The organism is Corynebacterium sp. NPDC104732, assembly GCF_055583565.1.
This window is the reverse complement of record NZ_JBVJNS010000003.1, coordinates 196,502-214,384: the sequence shown is the minus strand read 5'-3', so window position 1 is coordinate 214,384 and position 17,883 is coordinate 196,502. Positions and strand designations below refer to the sequence as shown.

Genomic DNA, 17,883 nt, shown 5'->3' with positions numbered 1-17,883 from the left:
AACCCAAACAATATTCGACACAGCGATGACCTAACAGCCACTACTACCTACCCCCCATTTACCCTCAATGATTCACAACTAGTTGACAACGATCGAAATTCTGCATCTGGGCCTCAAAAATGGCCGTTTCCCGACCGAAAATGTGGAATTTTACGTGTCTTCTCCAGAAAACCTTTTGCTCTACTTGTCTCCCGAGCACGATGCCGCGATCCGGCAGCTTTTTGACCAGCTAGCGGAGCGCGGTTTCCCGAGGCAGCAGCAAACCCCGCACATTACGCTCACGTTTTCTCCCGCGATGTCGCCGCGCGTGGTGGAGCGCGCCGCCGAACTGCTACCCGGGTTGGTTCCGGCTGAGTTTCGGAGGGTCGGCACCGTTGTCTTTGGCACTAAGTCCAAGCAAACCGTGGCGTTGCTGCTGGAAACCACCGATGAGCTGGAGCGCGCCGCCCGGGAACTCAGCGCTTTGAACCCGGATGGCCGCGGTGATCGCTGGACCCCGCACCTCACGGTTGGACTGCGGCTTCCTCGTGCGATCGTGCCCGACTACGTGGCAGCACTCGACGAGCTGCGACCTCCCACCCAATTGCTCGCTGTTCGGGCCGGGTATTGGCGCCCGGTGCAGCAGGAGCTGACTACACTAGCTCCATGCCCGAAGGCCACGTAATCCACCGACTCGCCCGCGACCTCACCGAGAAATTCGCAGGCCAGCGCGTTCGTGTTTCGTCGCCGCAGGGTCGGTTCGCTGCCTCCGCCGCGCTTATCGACACCCACGTCCTCACCCACGCAGACGCCTACGGCAAACAGTTGTTTGTTCATTTCGCTGGGCCTCATGTGGTGAGCATCCATCTTGGTTTGATCGGCAAGTTGAGGATCCAGCCCTTGGCGGACCCCGGCCCCACGGTGCGACTGCGCATTGCCAACTCGAATACCGCGGCTGATCTGATTGGACCGCAGTGGTGCCGTCTGATCACAGAGTCCGAGATGGCGACTGCCGTGGCGAAGCTCGGCGCCGATCCATTGCGCGCAGATGCGGATCCCGAGTGGCTGTGGTCTCGTGTGAGCCGCTCCGGCCGCACGATCGCTTCGTTGCTCATGGACCAGAAGTTGTTTGCCGGCGTGGGCAATATCTACCGGGCTGAGCCGTTGTTTCGCTTGGGGTTAAGCCCGTTTACTCCGGGGCGGGAACTGGATCGGGGCCAATTCGATGCGCTGTGGCGCGACCTCGTGACGCTCATGAAGGCTGGGGTAACAGCTGGCAGGATCGATACGGTTCGGCCCGAGCACACCCCGGAGGCGATGGGGCGCGAGCCTCGTAAGGACGACCACGGCGGGGAGGTTTATGTCTACCGCCGGGCGGGCCTGCCCTGCCATGTGTGCGGGACTCCGATTAGCCACCAGGTGTTAGAGGGCCGGAACTTGTTCTGGTGTCCCGCCTGCCAGTGCTAGGACATGTACACGCCTTAAACATTTCCCCGAAACGTGTCGATTTTTAGGCTCCAAATGTACATATTACCTTTTATTGGGTCAATACCTCGAGCACAGCCAGGTTCTTAAAGATTTTTTCTCGACCGATCGTTTGTTCACTCAGCACACCGTTCTCAGCCAGCAGAGCAAGCCACTTCGAGGCGGTTTGGCGCTGGGCTATATCAGCTTCCGTAACGTCGCCAATACGCACATATGGGTTCTTCACCAGGACTTCAGCCAACTCTTTTGCCGGTTGTATCCCGAGGTCACGAATCCGATCAGCTAGCTGCTCCTGGACTTTGGTTACCGCTTCAATGAGACGTATTGCTTCTTGCGCAGCACGTTCCACAGCCCTAACCATGAACAGGATCCACTCTTCCCAGGCCCCTTCTACCGTGACGGCCCTCAACAATCGGTAGTACTCAGACTTGTGGGCAACGATCTGTCCGGAAAGATATAGCACGGGGAGAGCTAGCATTTCTTCCTGTACCAACAGCGCCACATTCAGAATTCGCCCTGTGCGACCATTGCCATCATAAAAAGGGTGAATGGCTTCAAATTGGTAGTGAGTCAATGCCATGAGCACCAGCGGATTCAGGCCATGGTCACTGTAGATGAATCGCTCCCAGGCAGACAGGTGTCGCTCAATGACCTCTCTCCCTTCCGGAGGGGTGTATGCCCTCTGTTGAGTAGATGGGTCTCCAATGTAGGTGCCGGGAGTTGATCGCACCTCATTCCGCCCGTCTTGCAACACCCCGCACACCTCTTTAGCTAACTTTTCCGAGACCGGAAGTGTCCCCAGTCCGGAAACCGCAAAATGGAGCGCATCGTTATAGCGGAGTGCCTCCTTTGTGGCAGGTGTTGGCGTGGCATCTGCGCGCCAAGCTGCTCGGAACAGCTCATCGTTTGTGGTGACGATGTTTTCAATTTCGGTGGAAGCCTGCGCCTCCCGAAGCGGGATAGTCGACGTAATGATCGCAGGATTTGGAATCAGCCGACATGCCATATTGAGCGCGGATATGGCAGATTGCGCGTCGATGACGGCCTTGAGCACCCTCACTGTTTCCACAACGTCTGAAGGGGGCAACGGAGGGAGATCGTTATAGGGCACTTCGGGATTGAAATTGCTCATGTACACACCTTAAACATTTCCCCGAAACGTGTCGATTTTTAGGCTCCAAATGTACATATTACCTTTAGGGGGTCTCCTGAACTGGGGTTTCTCCAACCTCCGGGGCCACGGGTTCTGTCGCTACCGGTTCTGACGTAGCTTCCGGCGTCGCCGGGACGGTCGGCTCAACGGTGGGCTCAAAGGTTTCCTCAGGCGTCGGAATGTAGGTTTGTGGCACTTCCGAGTACACGGGAGGCGCTGGTGCCGGCGCGGGAGCCTCGGGTGTCTGCGTCACTACGGGGTCGGGAGCTAGCCATCCGGCTTGGCCTCCTTGCTGCCCGTCAGAAAGTGTCATCGATCCCAACATTCCGACGATGAGCAGGCCGATCATCAGCAGCGTCGTAGAGGGGCGCACTCGCCCACCGAGCGAAAGGATTCCGGAGACTTTCCGTGGTTTCTCCGGCGCATCGGAGCGTTCCACAATTTCCTTCATCACCTGTTCGCGTGGCACGTCAGCGTTTTCTGCGGCGTTGGCGAGCGCTTCGAGCTCCCCGGTATCCGTTGCCTTAGGCGGGGCCGGTTTGATGGCCGCTGCTGGGATGGGACGAAACTCTTCCGTATCAAGCAGGTGCCGGAGGGAATTGTTGACGTCGTCGTCAAGCAGCGTCGTTTCGCTGGCGCGCTTGCCGTAGTCCTCCCACCATTCGTCCAGCACGGCGGCGCGGACGGCACGTTCGACGAGCCACTGTTTGCCCGGCGCGACGTCGATCATGAGGCGCATCGTGGCCGTCCATGGCAGACCCATGGCGGTCGGTGGGGTGACGGCGGTGGCGGGGTGGAAGGTGATTTCGCTGCGGATATGCTCGCTTATCGACGGCTCAAGCAGCGCATCTTCTGCCGCCGCCAGCGATCGCGCGTTGATTTCATCCATTGAGCTACCGGCCGTGATCGGCACTGGAATGTTGACCACGGCGCGGGCCCAGCGTGCCGAAGAGTTGACGCACATGCGGGCTTCGCCGTTGGGGACGGTGATTTCGTCGCCATTGATGGTGCGGATCGTGGTGGCGCGCAGCGTCATGTCCACGACGTCGCCTTCGACGGTGGCTGCCGTTCCGTAGAACTTCACCCAGTCGCCGATACCGTATTGCTTTTCCGTGATGATGAAGAAACCACCCAGGAGGTCGCCAATGATTTTCTGCGAACCAAAACCAACCGCGGCGGAAACGACAGTCGCGGGGATGGCAGCTGCAGCCAGGTTGATCCCGAGGTTCCGCATTCCGAAAATAATCAGGAACGTGTAGGCGATGGCTTCAGCGATGTAGACCATCGCACCTACCAGGGCTTTTCGCCCCTTTGCAGCTTCGCTGCCTTCGTCAACGGCTTTGCCTGCTCCGGCGATGACGCGACGTCCGACTCGGGGGATGAGGAAGCCGATGATCACCAGCATGGCAAGGAAAATGCCATGGGCAACAATCCACTGTTTGATTTCTTCGAGTATTAACTCCACTGGCATAGGCACCAGAGTAATAGCGTTGGGCGTTTTGGTTCGGTGCCGTTGTTACTTCAGCACAGGTGCGGCAGGGTTATTGCAAAAATATTTATCTTATGTAAGATGACCAGTGCTTTGTTAGATGAGATTCCTCAGCGGACACAGGCCACTGATCCGAAAGCATCGAGAGATGCCGCAGGGTTAGGACAGATTTCCTCGGATTAAGGGGTAATCCAAAGTGGTTTCTGCCCAAACTATGGGACAGATACGCCGTTGAGAGTCAAACTCCTTACGTGGAAGCTCACACTCACCTGGAACCTTGTTCCCACTGTGGGTGTGGAAAGGTACAACATGACTCTGCTCAATCTCGGGCATCTGACTGCCCATTTAAGCCTTGCCTTCGTGCTTGGGATCTTGATCGGATCTGAACGTGAATTGCGGGCACGGGCCGCCGGCCTGCGCACCACCACTTTGATTTCTCTAGGTTCGGCCCTTTTTACGGTGCTCGGTGCTGAGGCGTTCGGTGGTGGCGATCCAACCCGGGTGACCGCACAGATTGTCTCCGGCATCGGTTTCTTGGGTGGCGGCGTGATCATCAAACATGGGGCTTCTATCAGTGGGCTTAATACCGCTGCCACCATGTGGTCCTCAGCAGCCATTGGGGCACTATGCGGAACAGGTTTGTGGGAAATCGCCCTCATCGGCTCGATCCTCATCGTGTTGGCTAACTCGGTGCTGAGGCCCCTGTCCCGCATGCTCGCCAGGACAACGGAACTCGAACCAGAAGATGCCAGCTACGCCGCTGAACCGGCGGTGTGAACGACTTAAAGTAATTGTTAGGAGGCATAGCCATGTCTAACTCCAAGATTTCAGCCGCCCGCTGGTTTTACCCCCGCGGATCTAGCAGCGAAGATACCCCCATTCTTTACGACGTGTACCTCGCCTTCCAAAACGGCGACAGTGCACTGCTGCGTGAGCTACTAGGTATCTACACTCCGCATTCCATCGATGCGGCGATATGCCAACTACCGGGCAGGACCGATTACCGCACCCTGGCCCAGCTCGATGCCCATGAGTTGGCTTCATTCCTTAATGATCTGCCCACCCCACGTCAACTGGCTTATATTGAAGCGCTGGAGGACAACATTGTCAGTAGTGCGCTTTCTGAGATGGCGCCAGATGAGGCCAATGACTTGCTCCAAGCGGTGGATCAGGACCGTGCTCGGCAGCTCCGCGCTCGACTGCGGAAAGACGTCCTGCGGGAAATTGAGCTGGTAGCCGGGTACCGGGAAAACCAGCTGGGCGCTCTGGTCAACCCAGCTTTCCTGCTGGTGGGGCCGGAGGCAACCATAGGGGATGTCGTACAGCTTATGCGGGTGACCTCTGAGGTTCGCTTTGATACAGACACTGTTTTTGTCTGTGATCCCACTGGTCTGCCACTGGGCGCCGTTGAGTTGGCTGAGGTTGTCCGCCATATGGACAGCCAGCAGCAGATCAGTAGCTTCATGGATACCGCCCTTCCCTCAGTGTGCGCCACGGATCCAGTGGGCGAAGGACTCAAAGCCCAACAGGCATCGCGACTGTCGTTGCTGCCGGTACGCAATAGTGATGGACAGCTGCTCGGCGTGGTGAGCCATCGTGACCTGCTGGACGCCGATAGTCGACTGCAAGCCGGCATCCTGACCCGTTTCGGTGGTTCGTTACTGGATTCCAACCTTGATTACTTTGCCTCTCCCTTGCACACCTTGTTTTTCACCCGGGTGTTCTGGCTCCTCATCCTCACCGTTTTCGGTGTGGTCACCTCTACTTTTGTAGCTAGTCAAGAGGACCTCATCGCGGAAGTGGTCATCCTGGCAGCGTTCATCGCCCCGATCATCGACATGGGTGGCAACTCTGGCAGCCAATCAGCCACGCTCGTGCTGCGTTCGATGGCGCTAGGCCAGATCACGGTGAGCTGGAAACAGTTAGCCAAGATTGTTGCGCGGGAGATCCCGGTAGCTATTTTCATCGCGATAACCGTGGCAGTCGCCGAGATCGTCATGGCGTTGATGTCTAAATCAGGGCCTATCTTCGCGCTAGGCACCGAAACAGGGGTCGCGATTTTAGTGGTAGTAGGACTATCGATGTTCTGCTGCACGGTGGCGGGGGCTGTCATCGGCAGCCTGCTTCCTTTTCTCGCCCGGCGGATTGGCGCGGATCCGGCGACACTCTCGGCACCGTTAATTACCTCGATCATGGACATCGTGGGTGTACTGATCTATTTCGGTTTTGCTGCAGTATTCCTTGCTGGATTGTTATAGGTGTGATCGCTATCTGGTCCAGGGAACGAAAATGAAACCCAAATGGGGGAAGTTGAATGTGACAAGAAGGGCATATATGAAAAAAGTTATGTTTTCTATTCCGTTCAGAGTCCCTACGGACTAAATTAATTTTTAGCTTCCTTCTGGGTGTTACTGCCCGTGTGCAGGCATGACCGGATGTTTACGCTTCCCTGCCCCGAGGAGCCCCCATGCCCGAATTTAGAGTAAGACGAGTCTTGAGCAACAACGCTCTGATTGTGTCTACCGCAGGGGAAAACGCCATTGAAAGCGTGCGGGTAGGTAAAGGAATTGGGTTTGCTAAGAAACCCGGTGATCTCATTGAATCGCCACTCGACGGTCGCGAATACGTCGAGATTAGTGAGCAGCAACGCGCCGTGCTGGATTCGCTCCGCGAACTGGACGATCATTTGCTCACCGTCATCAGCGCCAGCATTGATTTGGCCAGTGACATGCTCGGAGACCTCCATCCCAGCGTCTACGTGATTCTGGTGGAACACATCGCATTCGCTGTGGAGCGGACCACCCGGGGCGAAGTGATCCATAATTCTCTCATCGCAGAAACCAGGGCCGTCATCCCAGAAGAGTTTCATACTGCCGAACTGATCGTGCACTACCTCAATACCCACCTCGACCAGCTAGACCTACCCCTCGATGAAGCGGCCTACATCGCACTTCATCTTCACGCCGCCCGCTCAGGTGCCAGTGTGAAACAACCGTTGGCCGTGGCCAATGCTCTCGGGCAGGCCACCGCTACGGTTAGGCAGTTACTCGGGGATGCGGGGGACCAGGACGCACTGTCTATGGAGTTGGCGATGCTCCTCAGGCGCCTCAAACAGGGGCGATTGCGCGCGAATGCGCTGCAGCGGGACGTCGAAAAGCGACTGCCCAAAGAATTTGATGTTGCCAATCGGATTATCGCGAACTTATTGAATCAACCCACGACCGCTCCGGAAGCGCGGGGCGAAGCAGCATTTCTCGCCATGTTCTTGCATGGCTGGACGCAGAATATTTAGAAAGGAAAAGTCATGGGAACTGTAATGCAGTCATTACAACGCCTCGGCAAAGCCCTGATGGGCGCGGTGGCCGTCATGCCGGTGGCAGCCCTCCTCATGGGCATTGGCTACTGGATTGACCCCAAGGGATGGGGCTCCGATAACGTCCTAGCAGCCGTGTTCATCCAGTCGGGTTCGGCTGTGCTGGACAACCTCGGCTGGATCTTCGCCATCGCCATCGCCTTCGGGCTGGCCAAGGACTCCAACGGTGCCTCTGCTCTGTCGGCGTTCGTCGGTTTCGCCACCGTCACTGCGCTGATCGGCCCGAAAGCGGTGGCCAGCTACAAGGGGATTGAAGATCCGAAAGCGCTCACCGGCGATGAAGCCTTGCATTGGGCTTCCCAAGGCTGGGATGCCATCGGCGGGAAAAACGTGCTATTCGGCATTCTGGTCGGTATCCTCGCGGCGTGGGTCTACAACAGATTCCATAACGTGAAACTACCGGACTTCCTGGCGTTCTTCTCCGGCCGTCGGCTGGTCCCCATCCTGACCTCTCTGTTCTCCATTGTGCTCTCGGGAATCCTCTACGTCCTGTGGCCACTGATTTACACCGCACTGTTCAACTTCGGTACCGCTATCCAGGGCATGGGCCCACTGGGCGCTGGCCTTTATGGCTTCATCAACCGACTCCTGATCCCGACGGGCCTGCACCACGCAGTGAACTCGATCTTCTGGTTTGACGTCATCGGCATTAATGACATTGGCAAGTTCCTCGACGGCGGTAAAACCATCGCCGCTGCCCAGGCCGCTACCGACGCCGCATCCTGCCCTGGCAACTGGGTCAACAACACCTGCGAAGTGGTTGGCGTTATCGGTCAGTACCAGGGCGGATTCTTCCCGATCATGATGTTCGGCCTCCCAGGCGGTGCGCTCGCTATCTACCTGCGTTCCAAGCCAGAGCGTCGTAAGGCTGTGGGCTCGCTCATGCTGGCAGGCGCACTGGCTGCCTTCTTCACCGGTGTGACCGAACCGCTGGAGTTCTCCTTCATGTTCCTCGCACCGGCACTCTACCTGGTCCACGCGCTGCTAACGGGCCTGTCTTTGGCGATCGCAACCTTCTTCCACTGGACCGCCGGCTTCGGCTTCTCCGCCGGTTTCATCGACATGCTGCTGTCCGCCCAGAACCCACTGTCCAACAAGTGGTGGATGCTGCTGGTCCTCGGCGCTATCTACTTCGCCCTCTACTTCGCGATCTTCTACGTCCTCATCGGCGCGCTCAACCTTAAGACCCCAGGCCGTGAGGATGACGAAGAGCTTACCGCTGCGGAAGAAGCAGGAGATATGGAAACCTCCAAGGCCGCCAGCCATATCATCGCAGGTCTCGGCGGTGCGGAGAACATCGACGCGCTCGACTACTGCGCTACGCGCCTGCGTGTCGCTGTGAAAGATGATGACTTGATTGATGAATCCACCATCAAAAACGCCGGTGTTGCCGGCATCATTCGCCCAGGTGCGCGCAGCATCCAGGTCATCATCGGCCCCCAGGTGCAGTTCATGTACGACGAGGTATCCCGCCAAGTCTCCGGATCCACTGCCATAAGGTAGCTGGGCGCAGGTAATATCTCTGGGATGTACACCTCTGATGCCTTGCACTGGTTCCGTGACGACCTCCGCCTCGAGGACAACCCAGCCCTCAGCGCCGCCACCTCCCACGGAACCACAGTCGGGCTTTATGTGCTGGAAACCCCGGGCACTGGGGTCCGATCACTCGGCGGGGCAACGAAGTGGTGGTTGCACCACAGCCTCCGTGCTCTCGCCACTGAGCTGGCAGAACATGACATTCCCCTGCTGGTGATGGCGGGGGATCCGCGGGCAGTGGTGCCACAGGTAGCGTCCCAGGTGGGGGCCCGGTTTGTGTCCTGGACTCGCCGCTACCACCAGCCACAACGAGATATCGATGCCACTGTCAAGGACAACCTCCGCAGCGCAGGCCTCGAAGCGCACAGCTATCCCGGTTTCCTCCTGGCAGAGCCGTGGGAGGTTCGCACGCAACAAGGCGCGGGCTATAAGGTGTTCACCCCGTACTTTGCCGCGTTGGATAAGTTCCTTGCCGCGCAGCAGTGGGAGGGGTGTGAACTGGCCGTCGGCAAGCTGGGGCCTGGGGCGGATGTGGCTGCCACCGCGCGGATGATCGATGACCTCGCGCTGGTGCCCACGCACCCGGCCCGGCGCGAACCCGACTGGACCCGTGGGCTGGCCGAGCGCTGGACCCCAGGTGAGCGTGGCGCCACCGAGCGGCTCGAGGATTTCCTCGCTAAGCCGGACTACGCCCGCAACCGGGATTTTCCCGCCATCGACGCCACCAGCAACCTCTCCCCGCACCTGAGGTTCGGGGAGATCAGCCCGCGCACCGCCTGGCTAGCCAGCAGCTCCGAGACCTTCCGCAAGGAGCTCGGCTGGCGCGAGTTCGCCTGGCACCGCCTCTACCACGTGCCCACCATGACGCAGGACACCATCCGGCCCCGCTTCCAGAACTTCCCCTGGTATTGGATGCCCCGCGACGGCGCCAGCCACCCCGCCGCCAGCGACCTCACCGCCTGGCAGCGCGGAGAAACAGGCATTGAGCTTGCCGACGCCGGCCTGCGCGAACTCATCCACACCGGATACATGCACAACCGGGTACGCATGGTGGTGGGCTCCCTGCTGACGAAGAACCTCGGGATTCACTGGCGCCACGGCGAAGAATGGTTCTGGGACACCCTCGTGGACGCCGACCCGGCCAGCAACGCCTTCAATTGGCAGTGGGTCGCCGGCTGCGGGGACGACGCCGCCCCCTACTTCCGCATCTTCAACCCAGACACCCAAGCCAAAAAGTTCGATCCCGACGGCCACTACCGGGACAAATGGATCCCCGAACGCCACAGCCCGGCCTACCCGCCACCGATCGTAGATCTGAAAGAATCTCGCGCCATGGCACTGGAGATGTACCGGGCTTGCTAGTGGTTGAGGGTTTTTGACGCCACTTCACGGGTTTCACTGGGAGCAGCGCTAGTTGGAGGCAGTTTTTTCCATGGCTTGAAGCCGCTGAAGGCAGCGCCAGTGCAGATGGTTGTGGCTCCAGACGGCGTCGCGCAGCGCCTCACCCAACTGTGCAGCGGTCATGCCAATGGAAATGAAGGTGTTGGATTCGCAGCGGAGCTGGTGGCCGTCACCGTCGGGAAGCACGCAAAAGCGGGAGCTCTGTTCCTCAATGTTGAGTTCGTTGGCAAGGTCGAGGAGGAGTCCGTTCAAGTGAGTGGTTTCTCCGATAATGGTGGCCACTTGGAGCCAGGTACCGCCGTCGAGAAGCCTGCAGCAGTGGTAAACATCGTTGCTACGGAAGGTTACGTCCCCACTGGGGTACTCAAAGATATCTTCAGCCTCGAGGACCTCGAGAGTCTTTTCGATGCGCCCATTCGTGACCGGCAGCGTGAGGTCAAGTTCGTCCGCATCAAAGTTGGCGAGAAATCCCGGTTCGGTGTGGGTGAGCTCGGGGAACTCGATGCCCGCGGCACGCACTGCCCTGTTAATGCCACCAAATATGGTGTCGAGGTTCTCCCGGAGCTGCACATCAGACATGCCGCCCTTGAGGGAGACGAAAGCGTCGACATGCACCGTCAACCGCTCACCCTGCTTGCGGAAACCCAGCGTCGGCTGGCAGCGCTCACTATTGTAGGCCGCGACCCACGCCGTCAGTTCCGGCAACTGCCGAATATGCATGTCACCCCAAATACGCACCCCAAACAGCAGCGTCGGCTCAAACGGCCCATCCCAAACAACATGCACAATGTAGCCCGGCCAGCTGGCCCACACCTCGCAATCGTCTTCCTCATCCACCCGATACCGGATACCAAGGTCAGTCATTGCACCCATGAGCCGCGTCATCGTCACCGGCGCGACCTCGTTGTCCGACAAAATTCGATCAAATTCCATGATGCCCTCCTGCTCTCTCGCTGGAACACCTTTCACGCTAACAAGCAGGGCGGACACGCTTTTATGAAAAGTCGAACGCATGTACTATTTTGGCACTATTTGTCCAGCGTGGCAGCAGGGACGGTGTGACTGGGAGGCCATTCTCGACGCCGAATTGAACTTAAGTTTTGGCAGATTTGTTTCCTGGCAGGTGGGCAGAGCTAGAGTTCATCCCCCTCTTCCATGAGTGGCGTAGGCGTAGCGCCGTAAAGTGGGTCCTCTAGGTTTCTTGGAGGCTTGGAAACACATTCCCGAACGCCGTCCACGTGTTCGTTGAGGCTATTTGAGACATTGGCCCACATAGGATCCAAGATGAAATCAATTCCAGATCGTCGAGCGTGCTTGGCTGCAGGTACAAAGTCACTATCACCGGAAATCATGACGATTTGGTTGACTAGACCTCGTTCCGCTAGCGATGCAATATCGAGGCCGATGCGCATGTCGACACCCTTTTGCGTGATATCCAGAGAAAAGTCCGTCTCACAGAGATCAGTAACTGAAATGTCACCTCGGCAGAGCTTCTTCAAAGGCCCGGGCTTGAGTGTGTATCCGTTCTGAGTTTCTAACTCTTCTCCGCGCCTCAACGCTACTTTTCGCTTCTTGACGATCTCTTCAAAAAATGCCGTCATCCATGCATACTCTTCCGACTTGCCCAAATTCTGCTGGCTTTGAGTTAGCGGATGGTACAGTACTTTGTTTGAAGGAGGACAATCATAGTAAAAGATCCGATAAAGACTGCTCTCGGACTCACGGATGTGCCGCCGACAGTAAACCAAGAGTTCATCCGCCCGCTCACGCGGAGTTTTTTCTCCGAATAGTTTCTTGGCTCGCTTTCGATAGAATCCGCCATCCACCATGATGGCAGTTATGATAGGTCGCCGTGGAAAATTCGTTGCCGACCTACCTAAATGATGCTTCCCCAATTTCCACTCCCCCATAGAGTTTGAGCCCAGTCATCGGCACTCTCCTTATAGGTGGAGGGTCAACGGCTGGACTACGTGCGCGTATCCTAACACTGAGGGCAACTCAGATGCCAACCGCTAAGCCTCTCAAAAATGCCGTTAACCCCACCGAGCTTTCTCTGTCCGCCAAAGGCGTCTATTGAACCTTCTGCAAGTGGGCGTTCTAGATTACCGAGGTTTCCACACCGGATGTTGCACCACATGCTGAGCGAATAGGCTCCACGGCAAGCGCTTGCGAACAATCTCCCGAGCAGCGCCGCTGGTCTGTTTCTCGGAGAACTTCATCCACTACCGCAAATAGGTTTTCTCAGGAATCCCGATCACTTCAGCGATCCATACGATTGCCGGCGCGCATTGCAATCTGTTGTAGGTAGTACGTGAGCTTCTCACGATTGAATTGCCTTACACCGTGGACCATTTGAGTCCTGAGCCAACCCAGCAAGTGGTCTTTTTGCGTCTGGTACAAACATTTCTACCTGGCGTCATTCTCTCAAACACATCGGTGCTTTGCACATGCTCGGGCAGTTGCTCTAGGAAAGCAGGAATCCGCGGATCTCGAAATCTCACATCCAGCAGCTATTTCTCCAATGACAACCCCTTCACAATGTCATTTGTCTCCACGGCCACGCGCGCGACTTTGGCAATGAGGTCTACGATGTACCGCGGGTTGGCAACTTCATCGGCCCAGTCGTTCGGGTCATTCACAATGCCGGATGCTTTGTCCTTCTTCACCTGGTAGCGGTCGATAATCCACGCCGGTGCCGAGCGCGATCCGAGCATGTATTCCTCGGCATCCACCGGCAGATTCGCGATGGTCACCTTCTTGTTGTATTCAATCCGCGTGTAATCGCAGACCAGTTTCCCGGTCTCAGGATCGCGTACCTTCTTCCATTTCATCTTCAGCACGCGCCACGTCTCCCGGTCCTCAGGATCCACGCCCGCCTTCACCTCAATCGAGACCGGGTACGGTGCCACGTCCTCATACCCGACGTGCAGCTTCATGAGCTTCTCGCCGGCCACGGCAAACTTGTCGAACTCTTCCCGCGTCGCCGGCGTCTCAATATGCGGCAGCATCTTCTTCAGATCGGCCGCATACTTCTCCCGATAATCCGGGTCGTGCAGCTTGCCGTACACAAAGTGGAAGATGTCATCGCCGGAAATGTCCGCGCCCAGCGCATCCCGGTACAGCTTCTTGATCTCGTCGGTCACATTATCGACGCGCCGGTACCCCGCCACGACCTCACCGACCTCACCGTACTTGCTCACCTCGGCAGGCTTATCGACGCACCCTTGACTCAAATCAAGCTGACCTTCAGGAGCCTCCAACTTTTCCCACGTGAAGCGGGGGAAGAACTGGCCTGCATTGGAACCCCACATCGCAAGATCTGGGATCAAATCAGTGGCGAGTGTTGAAAAGGGCTTTGCGCTGCCCGGATTGACGATGTAGAAGCCAATGTTTCTATGCTCCGGAGTCGGGAACATCGACGGCATCTGAGACTGCTCGTGGTTAAGAAGTCGATCAAAATAGACATGTTTCCTGTCAAAAGGACGATATATTGCAGTACTTAACTTTTCCTTTTCAAAGGCAAATTTCGATTGCCTATGTGCATAGTTCCTCAGACTACGACTCCATTTGATGCGCCGTGGATCTGAATGAACGGGAGATTCTTTTAGAAAAGCTTCCACCTGTTTCTCTCCAGGGCCAACACTAGTTTTGCCCAATTGGCGAAACTCTTCAACCGCCAAGTTGTAAGCTTCACCCATCTCTGCAACTTGTCGAACTAGTTTTGCTTCGCCAAATGAATAAACCCAAGCATCACGATTAGTTTGGAGACCAGCAGAGTACGAATCGAAATACTTGCTTGATGTACCTTTTTTCTCTCCGAGTACCGGCCACTTTTCAAATTCTGCCGACCGCTGGCTCAACCAATCGCCATATTCGTTTGGTTGAATCATTCGCCAGTCAATTTCCGTGACAGTCGCTTGGGTGGCGTATTTTGTTTTCATTTCCGGCGTGGCGTAGTCAGGCGATTCGTAGTAGTGAATACTGCAGCCTTTCTTGCTACTGTCTTTGATTCCTACGGTGACTGCCACACCTACACGAATATTGAAGACGTTTCCGCCTTCTCGTTTCGCCAAATCGCCTGTTGTTCGGGAATTGCCGCGCAGATTGAAAATGTAAATGTCCGAGAAGTCTTCTGCCATTGAAAGGCGTACCCCCCCCCCCCGGTATTTCCGTCAATCCAGCCGTTGTTGGTTACAAACGCGACTACGCCCCGATCACCAATGCGGTCCGTCGCCCAGCGGAATGCGCGCAGGTAGGAGTCATAAAGCGAGTTCTTGTTCGTCGCGGTCGACTTAGCCGCGTAGGTCTCTTCAATTCGCTTATCCAAGGTCGGATACTTGAGATTCGCATTCAGATCGTTAGCACTGTTTTGACCTACCGAGTACGGTGGGTTTCCCACAATCACGTTGATCGGTGCTTCGATCTGCCGATTAATGGCAGCATTGTTCTCTCGGAAGACTTCAAGATCAAGAACGTCGCCGTCCTCATACACCTGGAAGGTATCGGCAAGCGCGATGCCTTGGAACGGCTCGTAATCTGGGGCCTCAGTACCGTCGCGAAGCGCCGCCTCTTCCCGCAGCGCGTTGTAGGTCATCTCGATGTTCGCAGTGGCCACGTAGTATGCGAGCAGCATGATCTCGGTGGCGTGCAGTTCGGAGGCATACTTGCGGGCCAGATCCTCTGGCTTGATAAGGCCCGATTGCAGCAGGCGCACCATGAAGGTTCCGGTACCGGTGAATGGGTCGAGGAAGTGGACGCCTTCGTCGGAAAGGCTGCGACCAAAGTGCTTAATCGACAGGTCGTTGGCGGCGCGGAGGATGAAGTCCACAATTTCCACTGGGGTGTAGACGATGCCGAGGGCTTCGGACTGCTTTTTGAAAGCCTTGCGGAAGAACTTCTCGTACAGTTCCTTAATTACCTGCTGTTTGCCGGAGGCGCTGGTCAAGGCTTCGGCGCGCAGGCGGACATCGGCGTAGAACTTTTCCAGTGGCTGGGTTTCGGTCTCCAGTTTCTTGTCATCAAGCGCGTCGACCATGCGTTGCATCACGCGGGCAACCGGGTTCATTTTCCCGAAGTTCTCCGAGTTAAACAGCGCGTTGAACACCGGCGCGGTGATCAGGTGCTGGGACAACATGCTGATCGCATCGTCTTCGGTAATCGAGTCGTTCAGGTTGCCCCGTAAGCCCTCGACGAAGATGTCGAATTCTTTGCGGATTGTGGGGTCGGCGGCGTCGATAAGCGCCCTAATGCGCTCCATCTGTGCCTGCGCGATGCCCGCGACGTCTTCGGCCCAATCCTCCCAATACGTGCGGGTGCCGACCTTGTCCACGATTTTGGTGTAGATCGCTTCCTGCCATTCCTCCAGCGAGAACAACACCAACTGGGTGACTTCGTCCTTGCCCGTGTCAAAGTTATCCGGCTTCTTGGTGTCGCCCACGTGGTCGTGCTCGACGGGGAGCTTTTCGTGATCGCCTTCGTTGAGATTGACGGAGCTGACTCGGGCATTGAACCGCTCATCGTGGGCACGGAGGGCGTTCAGCACCTGCCAGACAACCTTGAAGCGCTTGTTGTCATTCAGCACCTCAGCGGGGCTCTTACCTGGGGGGACAGCCACCGGAAGGATAATGTAGCCATACTCCTTGCCCTCCGACTTACGCATCACCCGGCCGACGGACTGCACCACGTCCACAATCGAATTGCGGGGGTTGAAGAACACCACCGAATCCAGCGCCGGCACATCCACGCCCTCAGAAAGGCAGCGGGCGTTGGTCAAGACACGAATTTCGTCCTGTTCTTTCGCGGCCTTGAGCCACGTCAACTTTTCTTTGCGAGTCAGTGCATTCATCCCTCCGTCCACATGATCGGCGGTCACTCGCAGGTCCACGTTGTGAAGGGAGACGTCGTTGAGCACGGCTTTCTCCCGAAGGAAATCGGTGTGGCTCGCAATGAGCTGCGGGAACGAAGCGGCGATATTCTTAGAGGTCTTGATGTCCTTGGCAAACGCGACCGCGCGCTCCATTGGGAGTGCGCCCTCTTCAAAGCCGCCCTTCTTGCCTTGTTCGGTTCCCGACCGCTTGGCAAAGGCATTCCACGCGCCGATCATTGCGGATGCCTGGGTGAGGGTCAGCTCCTCGGTAGGCGCCATGCGAGCCATCGCGTCGGCTGCCACCGACTCGTCCACTGTCATGACCAGGACTTTGTAGTCCGTGAGCAGGTCCTTCGACACCGCCTCACCGAATCCGAGGCGGTGCATTTCAGGACCATAGATCGCCTCATCGTCCATGGAGAACAGCTCGGCGGAGTGCTCAATTGCCTTGCCTTTGACAGTGTCACCGAACAGGCGTGGTGTGGCCGTCATGTACAGGCGCTTGCCTGCCTTGATGTAATTCGCGTCGTGGACCCGGTTGAAGTTTGATGGGTCGTCGCCATGCAGCGTCGCGCCCGTGGTGCGGTGCGCTTCATCGCAAATGACCAAGTCGAATGGGTCAAGGCCCTTTTCTTGCGCGTCATGGATCGCAGGAATGGACTGGTAAGTGGAGAAAACAACTGTTAGCCCAGCTTTGCGTTTGCCCTTGCTCAGTTCCTCACTGATTTCCGCACCATTCGTACTAACGGGAATCTCCAGATCGTAGCTGGCGATATCCTCCGCTTCCTTGCCTACCTTGGTATCCGAGCACACCGCGTAGGTGCGCAGATCCAGCTGTGCCTGGGCCGACCACTCCTTCAAGCTTTGAGAAAGCAAGCTAATCGACGGCACTAGGAACAACACCCGGGCCTTAGGATTAGTCGGATTCAGCTCAGCTGCAAAACGTTCCGCCAACCGCAACGAAGTAAAAGTCTTGCCCGTACCGCAAGCCATGATGAGCTTGCCTCGATCATGCGTTTTGAAACCTTGCAGGACATTCTTGATGGCTTCTTCCTGGTGTGGACGCGGTTCGAAGAACTCTTTTCTCGTCAGGTTGATCTGAATCTCCGAACCAGGGAACACAATGTCCCAGTTGATCGGCGATTCCGCAATGTCGCTCACCCCGATGCGGTTGGTCTTAATGATCTGGTTTTCCAACGCGGATTCCGCATTACTCGACCAATTATCGGTGGTGGAAATAATGATGCGGTTGGCAAAAGTCTCGACGCCGTTCTCGGTCTGGAAACTACGTCCTGACGCCTCGAAGAACGAATCCAAGTGCCGCTTCTGCAGATAGGTCTGCGGCAGGTAGAACTTGCACTGGATTGCCGTCCAGCGTTGGTCATCACGTCGACGGGCGACCAAGTCGATTCCGGTATCCGCTTTGCCTCCGTTGTACTTCCAATCGCCCCAACGATAGACCTCGTCATAGCGTTCCTTGAGCACCGGATCAGCCTTGAAGTAGTTCACCATGAGCTTTTCAAAGCTGAGTCCCTGCTCAGCAGCCGATGGGAGCGTACGGAGTTCAACGATGGCATCACGGAAAGAAGACATAAGTAATA

At 56.9% G+C, this 17,883-nt stretch carries 11 protein-coding genes, 1 pseudogene and 1 riboswitch; of the genes and pseudogenes, 7 read left to right on the top strand and 5 right to left on the bottom strand.

Annotated features, from left to right (window positions below):
* The first annotated feature begins 154 nt into the window (after window positions 1-154).
* Both ACZ6ZO_RS04040 and ACZ6ZO_RS04035 read left to right on the top strand, forming a co-directional pair.
* Window positions 155-664, top strand: a complete 510-nt coding sequence (locus tag ACZ6ZO_RS04040) for a 2'-5' RNA ligase family protein (protein ID WP_182384974.1) — start codon at window positions 155-157, stop codon at window positions 662-664.
* Entirely contained in the window at window positions 646-1,446 is an 801-nt protein-coding gene (locus ACZ6ZO_RS04035; protein WP_465290739.1) for an Fpg/Nei family DNA glycosylase, read from the top strand. The genes ACZ6ZO_RS04040 and ACZ6ZO_RS04035 overlap by 19 nt, the downstream gene beginning before the upstream one ends.
* A 70-nt stretch (window positions 1,447-1,516) precedes the next feature.
* Here ACZ6ZO_RS04035 and ACZ6ZO_RS04030 read toward each other — a convergent pair whose 3' ends face one another.
* Both ACZ6ZO_RS04030 and ACZ6ZO_RS04025 read right to left on the bottom strand, forming a co-directional pair.
* A complete protein-coding gene (locus ACZ6ZO_RS04030) occupies window positions 1,517-2,596 on the bottom strand; it encodes a Fic family protein (RefSeq protein ID WP_182384976.1) in 1,080 nt (359 codons plus the stop codon).
* A 64-nt stretch (window positions 2,597-2,660) separates the two neighbouring features.
* Complete coding sequence (locus tag ACZ6ZO_RS04025) at window positions 2,661-4,088, bottom strand: mechanosensitive ion channel family protein (RefSeq protein ID WP_465290738.1); 1,428 nt, start codon at window positions 4,086-4,088, stop codon at window positions 2,661-2,663.
* A gap of 103 nt (window positions 4,089-4,191) precedes the next feature.
* A riboswitch (M-box (ykoK) riboswitch) is annotated at window positions 4,192-4,370 on the top strand.
* Between the two features lie 45 nt (window positions 4,371-4,415).
* On the opposite strand from ACZ6ZO_RS04025, the gene ACZ6ZO_RS04020 reads away from it, so the two are divergent.
* From ACZ6ZO_RS04020 to ACZ6ZO_RS04000, 5 genes are all read left to right on the top strand, one after another.
* Window positions 4,416-4,883 (top strand): MgtC/SapB family protein, encoded by a 468-nt coding sequence (locus ACZ6ZO_RS04020; RefSeq protein WP_465290737.1) that lies wholly within the window; start codon window positions 4,416-4,418, stop codon window positions 4,881-4,883.
* 32 nt (window positions 4,884-4,915) lie between these two features.
* Window positions 4,916-6,364, top strand: coding sequence for a magnesium transporter (locus ACZ6ZO_RS04015; protein ID WP_465290736.1), 1,449 nt, complete (start codon window positions 4,916-4,918; stop codon window positions 6,362-6,364).
* A gap of 209 nt (window positions 6,365-6,573) precedes the next feature.
* Window positions 6,574-7,398: a PRD domain-containing protein gene (locus tag ACZ6ZO_RS04010; protein WP_465290735.1), complete on the top strand. Its 825-nt coding sequence runs from the start codon at window positions 6,574-6,576 to the stop codon at window positions 7,396-7,398.
* Window positions 7,399-7,410: 12 nt separating this feature from the next.
* A complete protein-coding gene (gene nagE, locus ACZ6ZO_RS04005; protein WP_465290734.1) occupies window positions 7,411-8,982 on the top strand; it encodes an N-acetylglucosamine-specific PTS transporter subunit IIBC in 1,572 nt (523 codons plus the stop codon).
* Between the two features lie 24 nt (window positions 8,983-9,006).
* Window positions 9,007-10,377 carry a cryptochrome/photolyase family protein gene (locus tag ACZ6ZO_RS04000; RefSeq protein ID WP_465290732.1) on the top strand — a complete coding sequence of 457 codons (1,371 nt, stop codon included), beginning with the start codon at window positions 9,007-9,009 and terminating at the stop codon, window positions 10,375-10,377.
* Window positions 10,378-10,425: 48 nt separating this feature from the next.
* On the opposite strand, the gene ACZ6ZO_RS03995 is transcribed toward ACZ6ZO_RS04000, so the two are convergent.
* The 3 genes and pseudogenes from ACZ6ZO_RS03995 to ACZ6ZO_RS03985 form a co-directional block, all read right to left on the bottom strand.
* Window positions 10,426-11,349, bottom strand: a complete 924-nt coding sequence (locus ACZ6ZO_RS03995; RefSeq protein WP_465290730.1) for a YbjN domain-containing protein — start codon at window positions 11,347-11,349, stop codon at window positions 10,426-10,428.
* A 200-nt stretch (window positions 11,350-11,549) separates the two neighbouring features.
* The gene (locus ACZ6ZO_RS03990; RefSeq protein ID WP_465290728.1) at window positions 11,550-12,245 is read right to left on the bottom strand and encodes an NYN domain-containing protein; all 696 of its coding nucleotides are present in this window, start codon (window positions 12,243-12,245) and stop codon (window positions 11,550-11,552) included.
* A gap of 681 nt (window positions 12,246-12,926) precedes the next feature.
* Window positions 12,927-17,875: pseudogene (locus ACZ6ZO_RS03985) on the bottom strand (DEAD/DEAH box helicase).
* Window positions 17,876-17,883 lie beyond the last annotated feature (8 nt).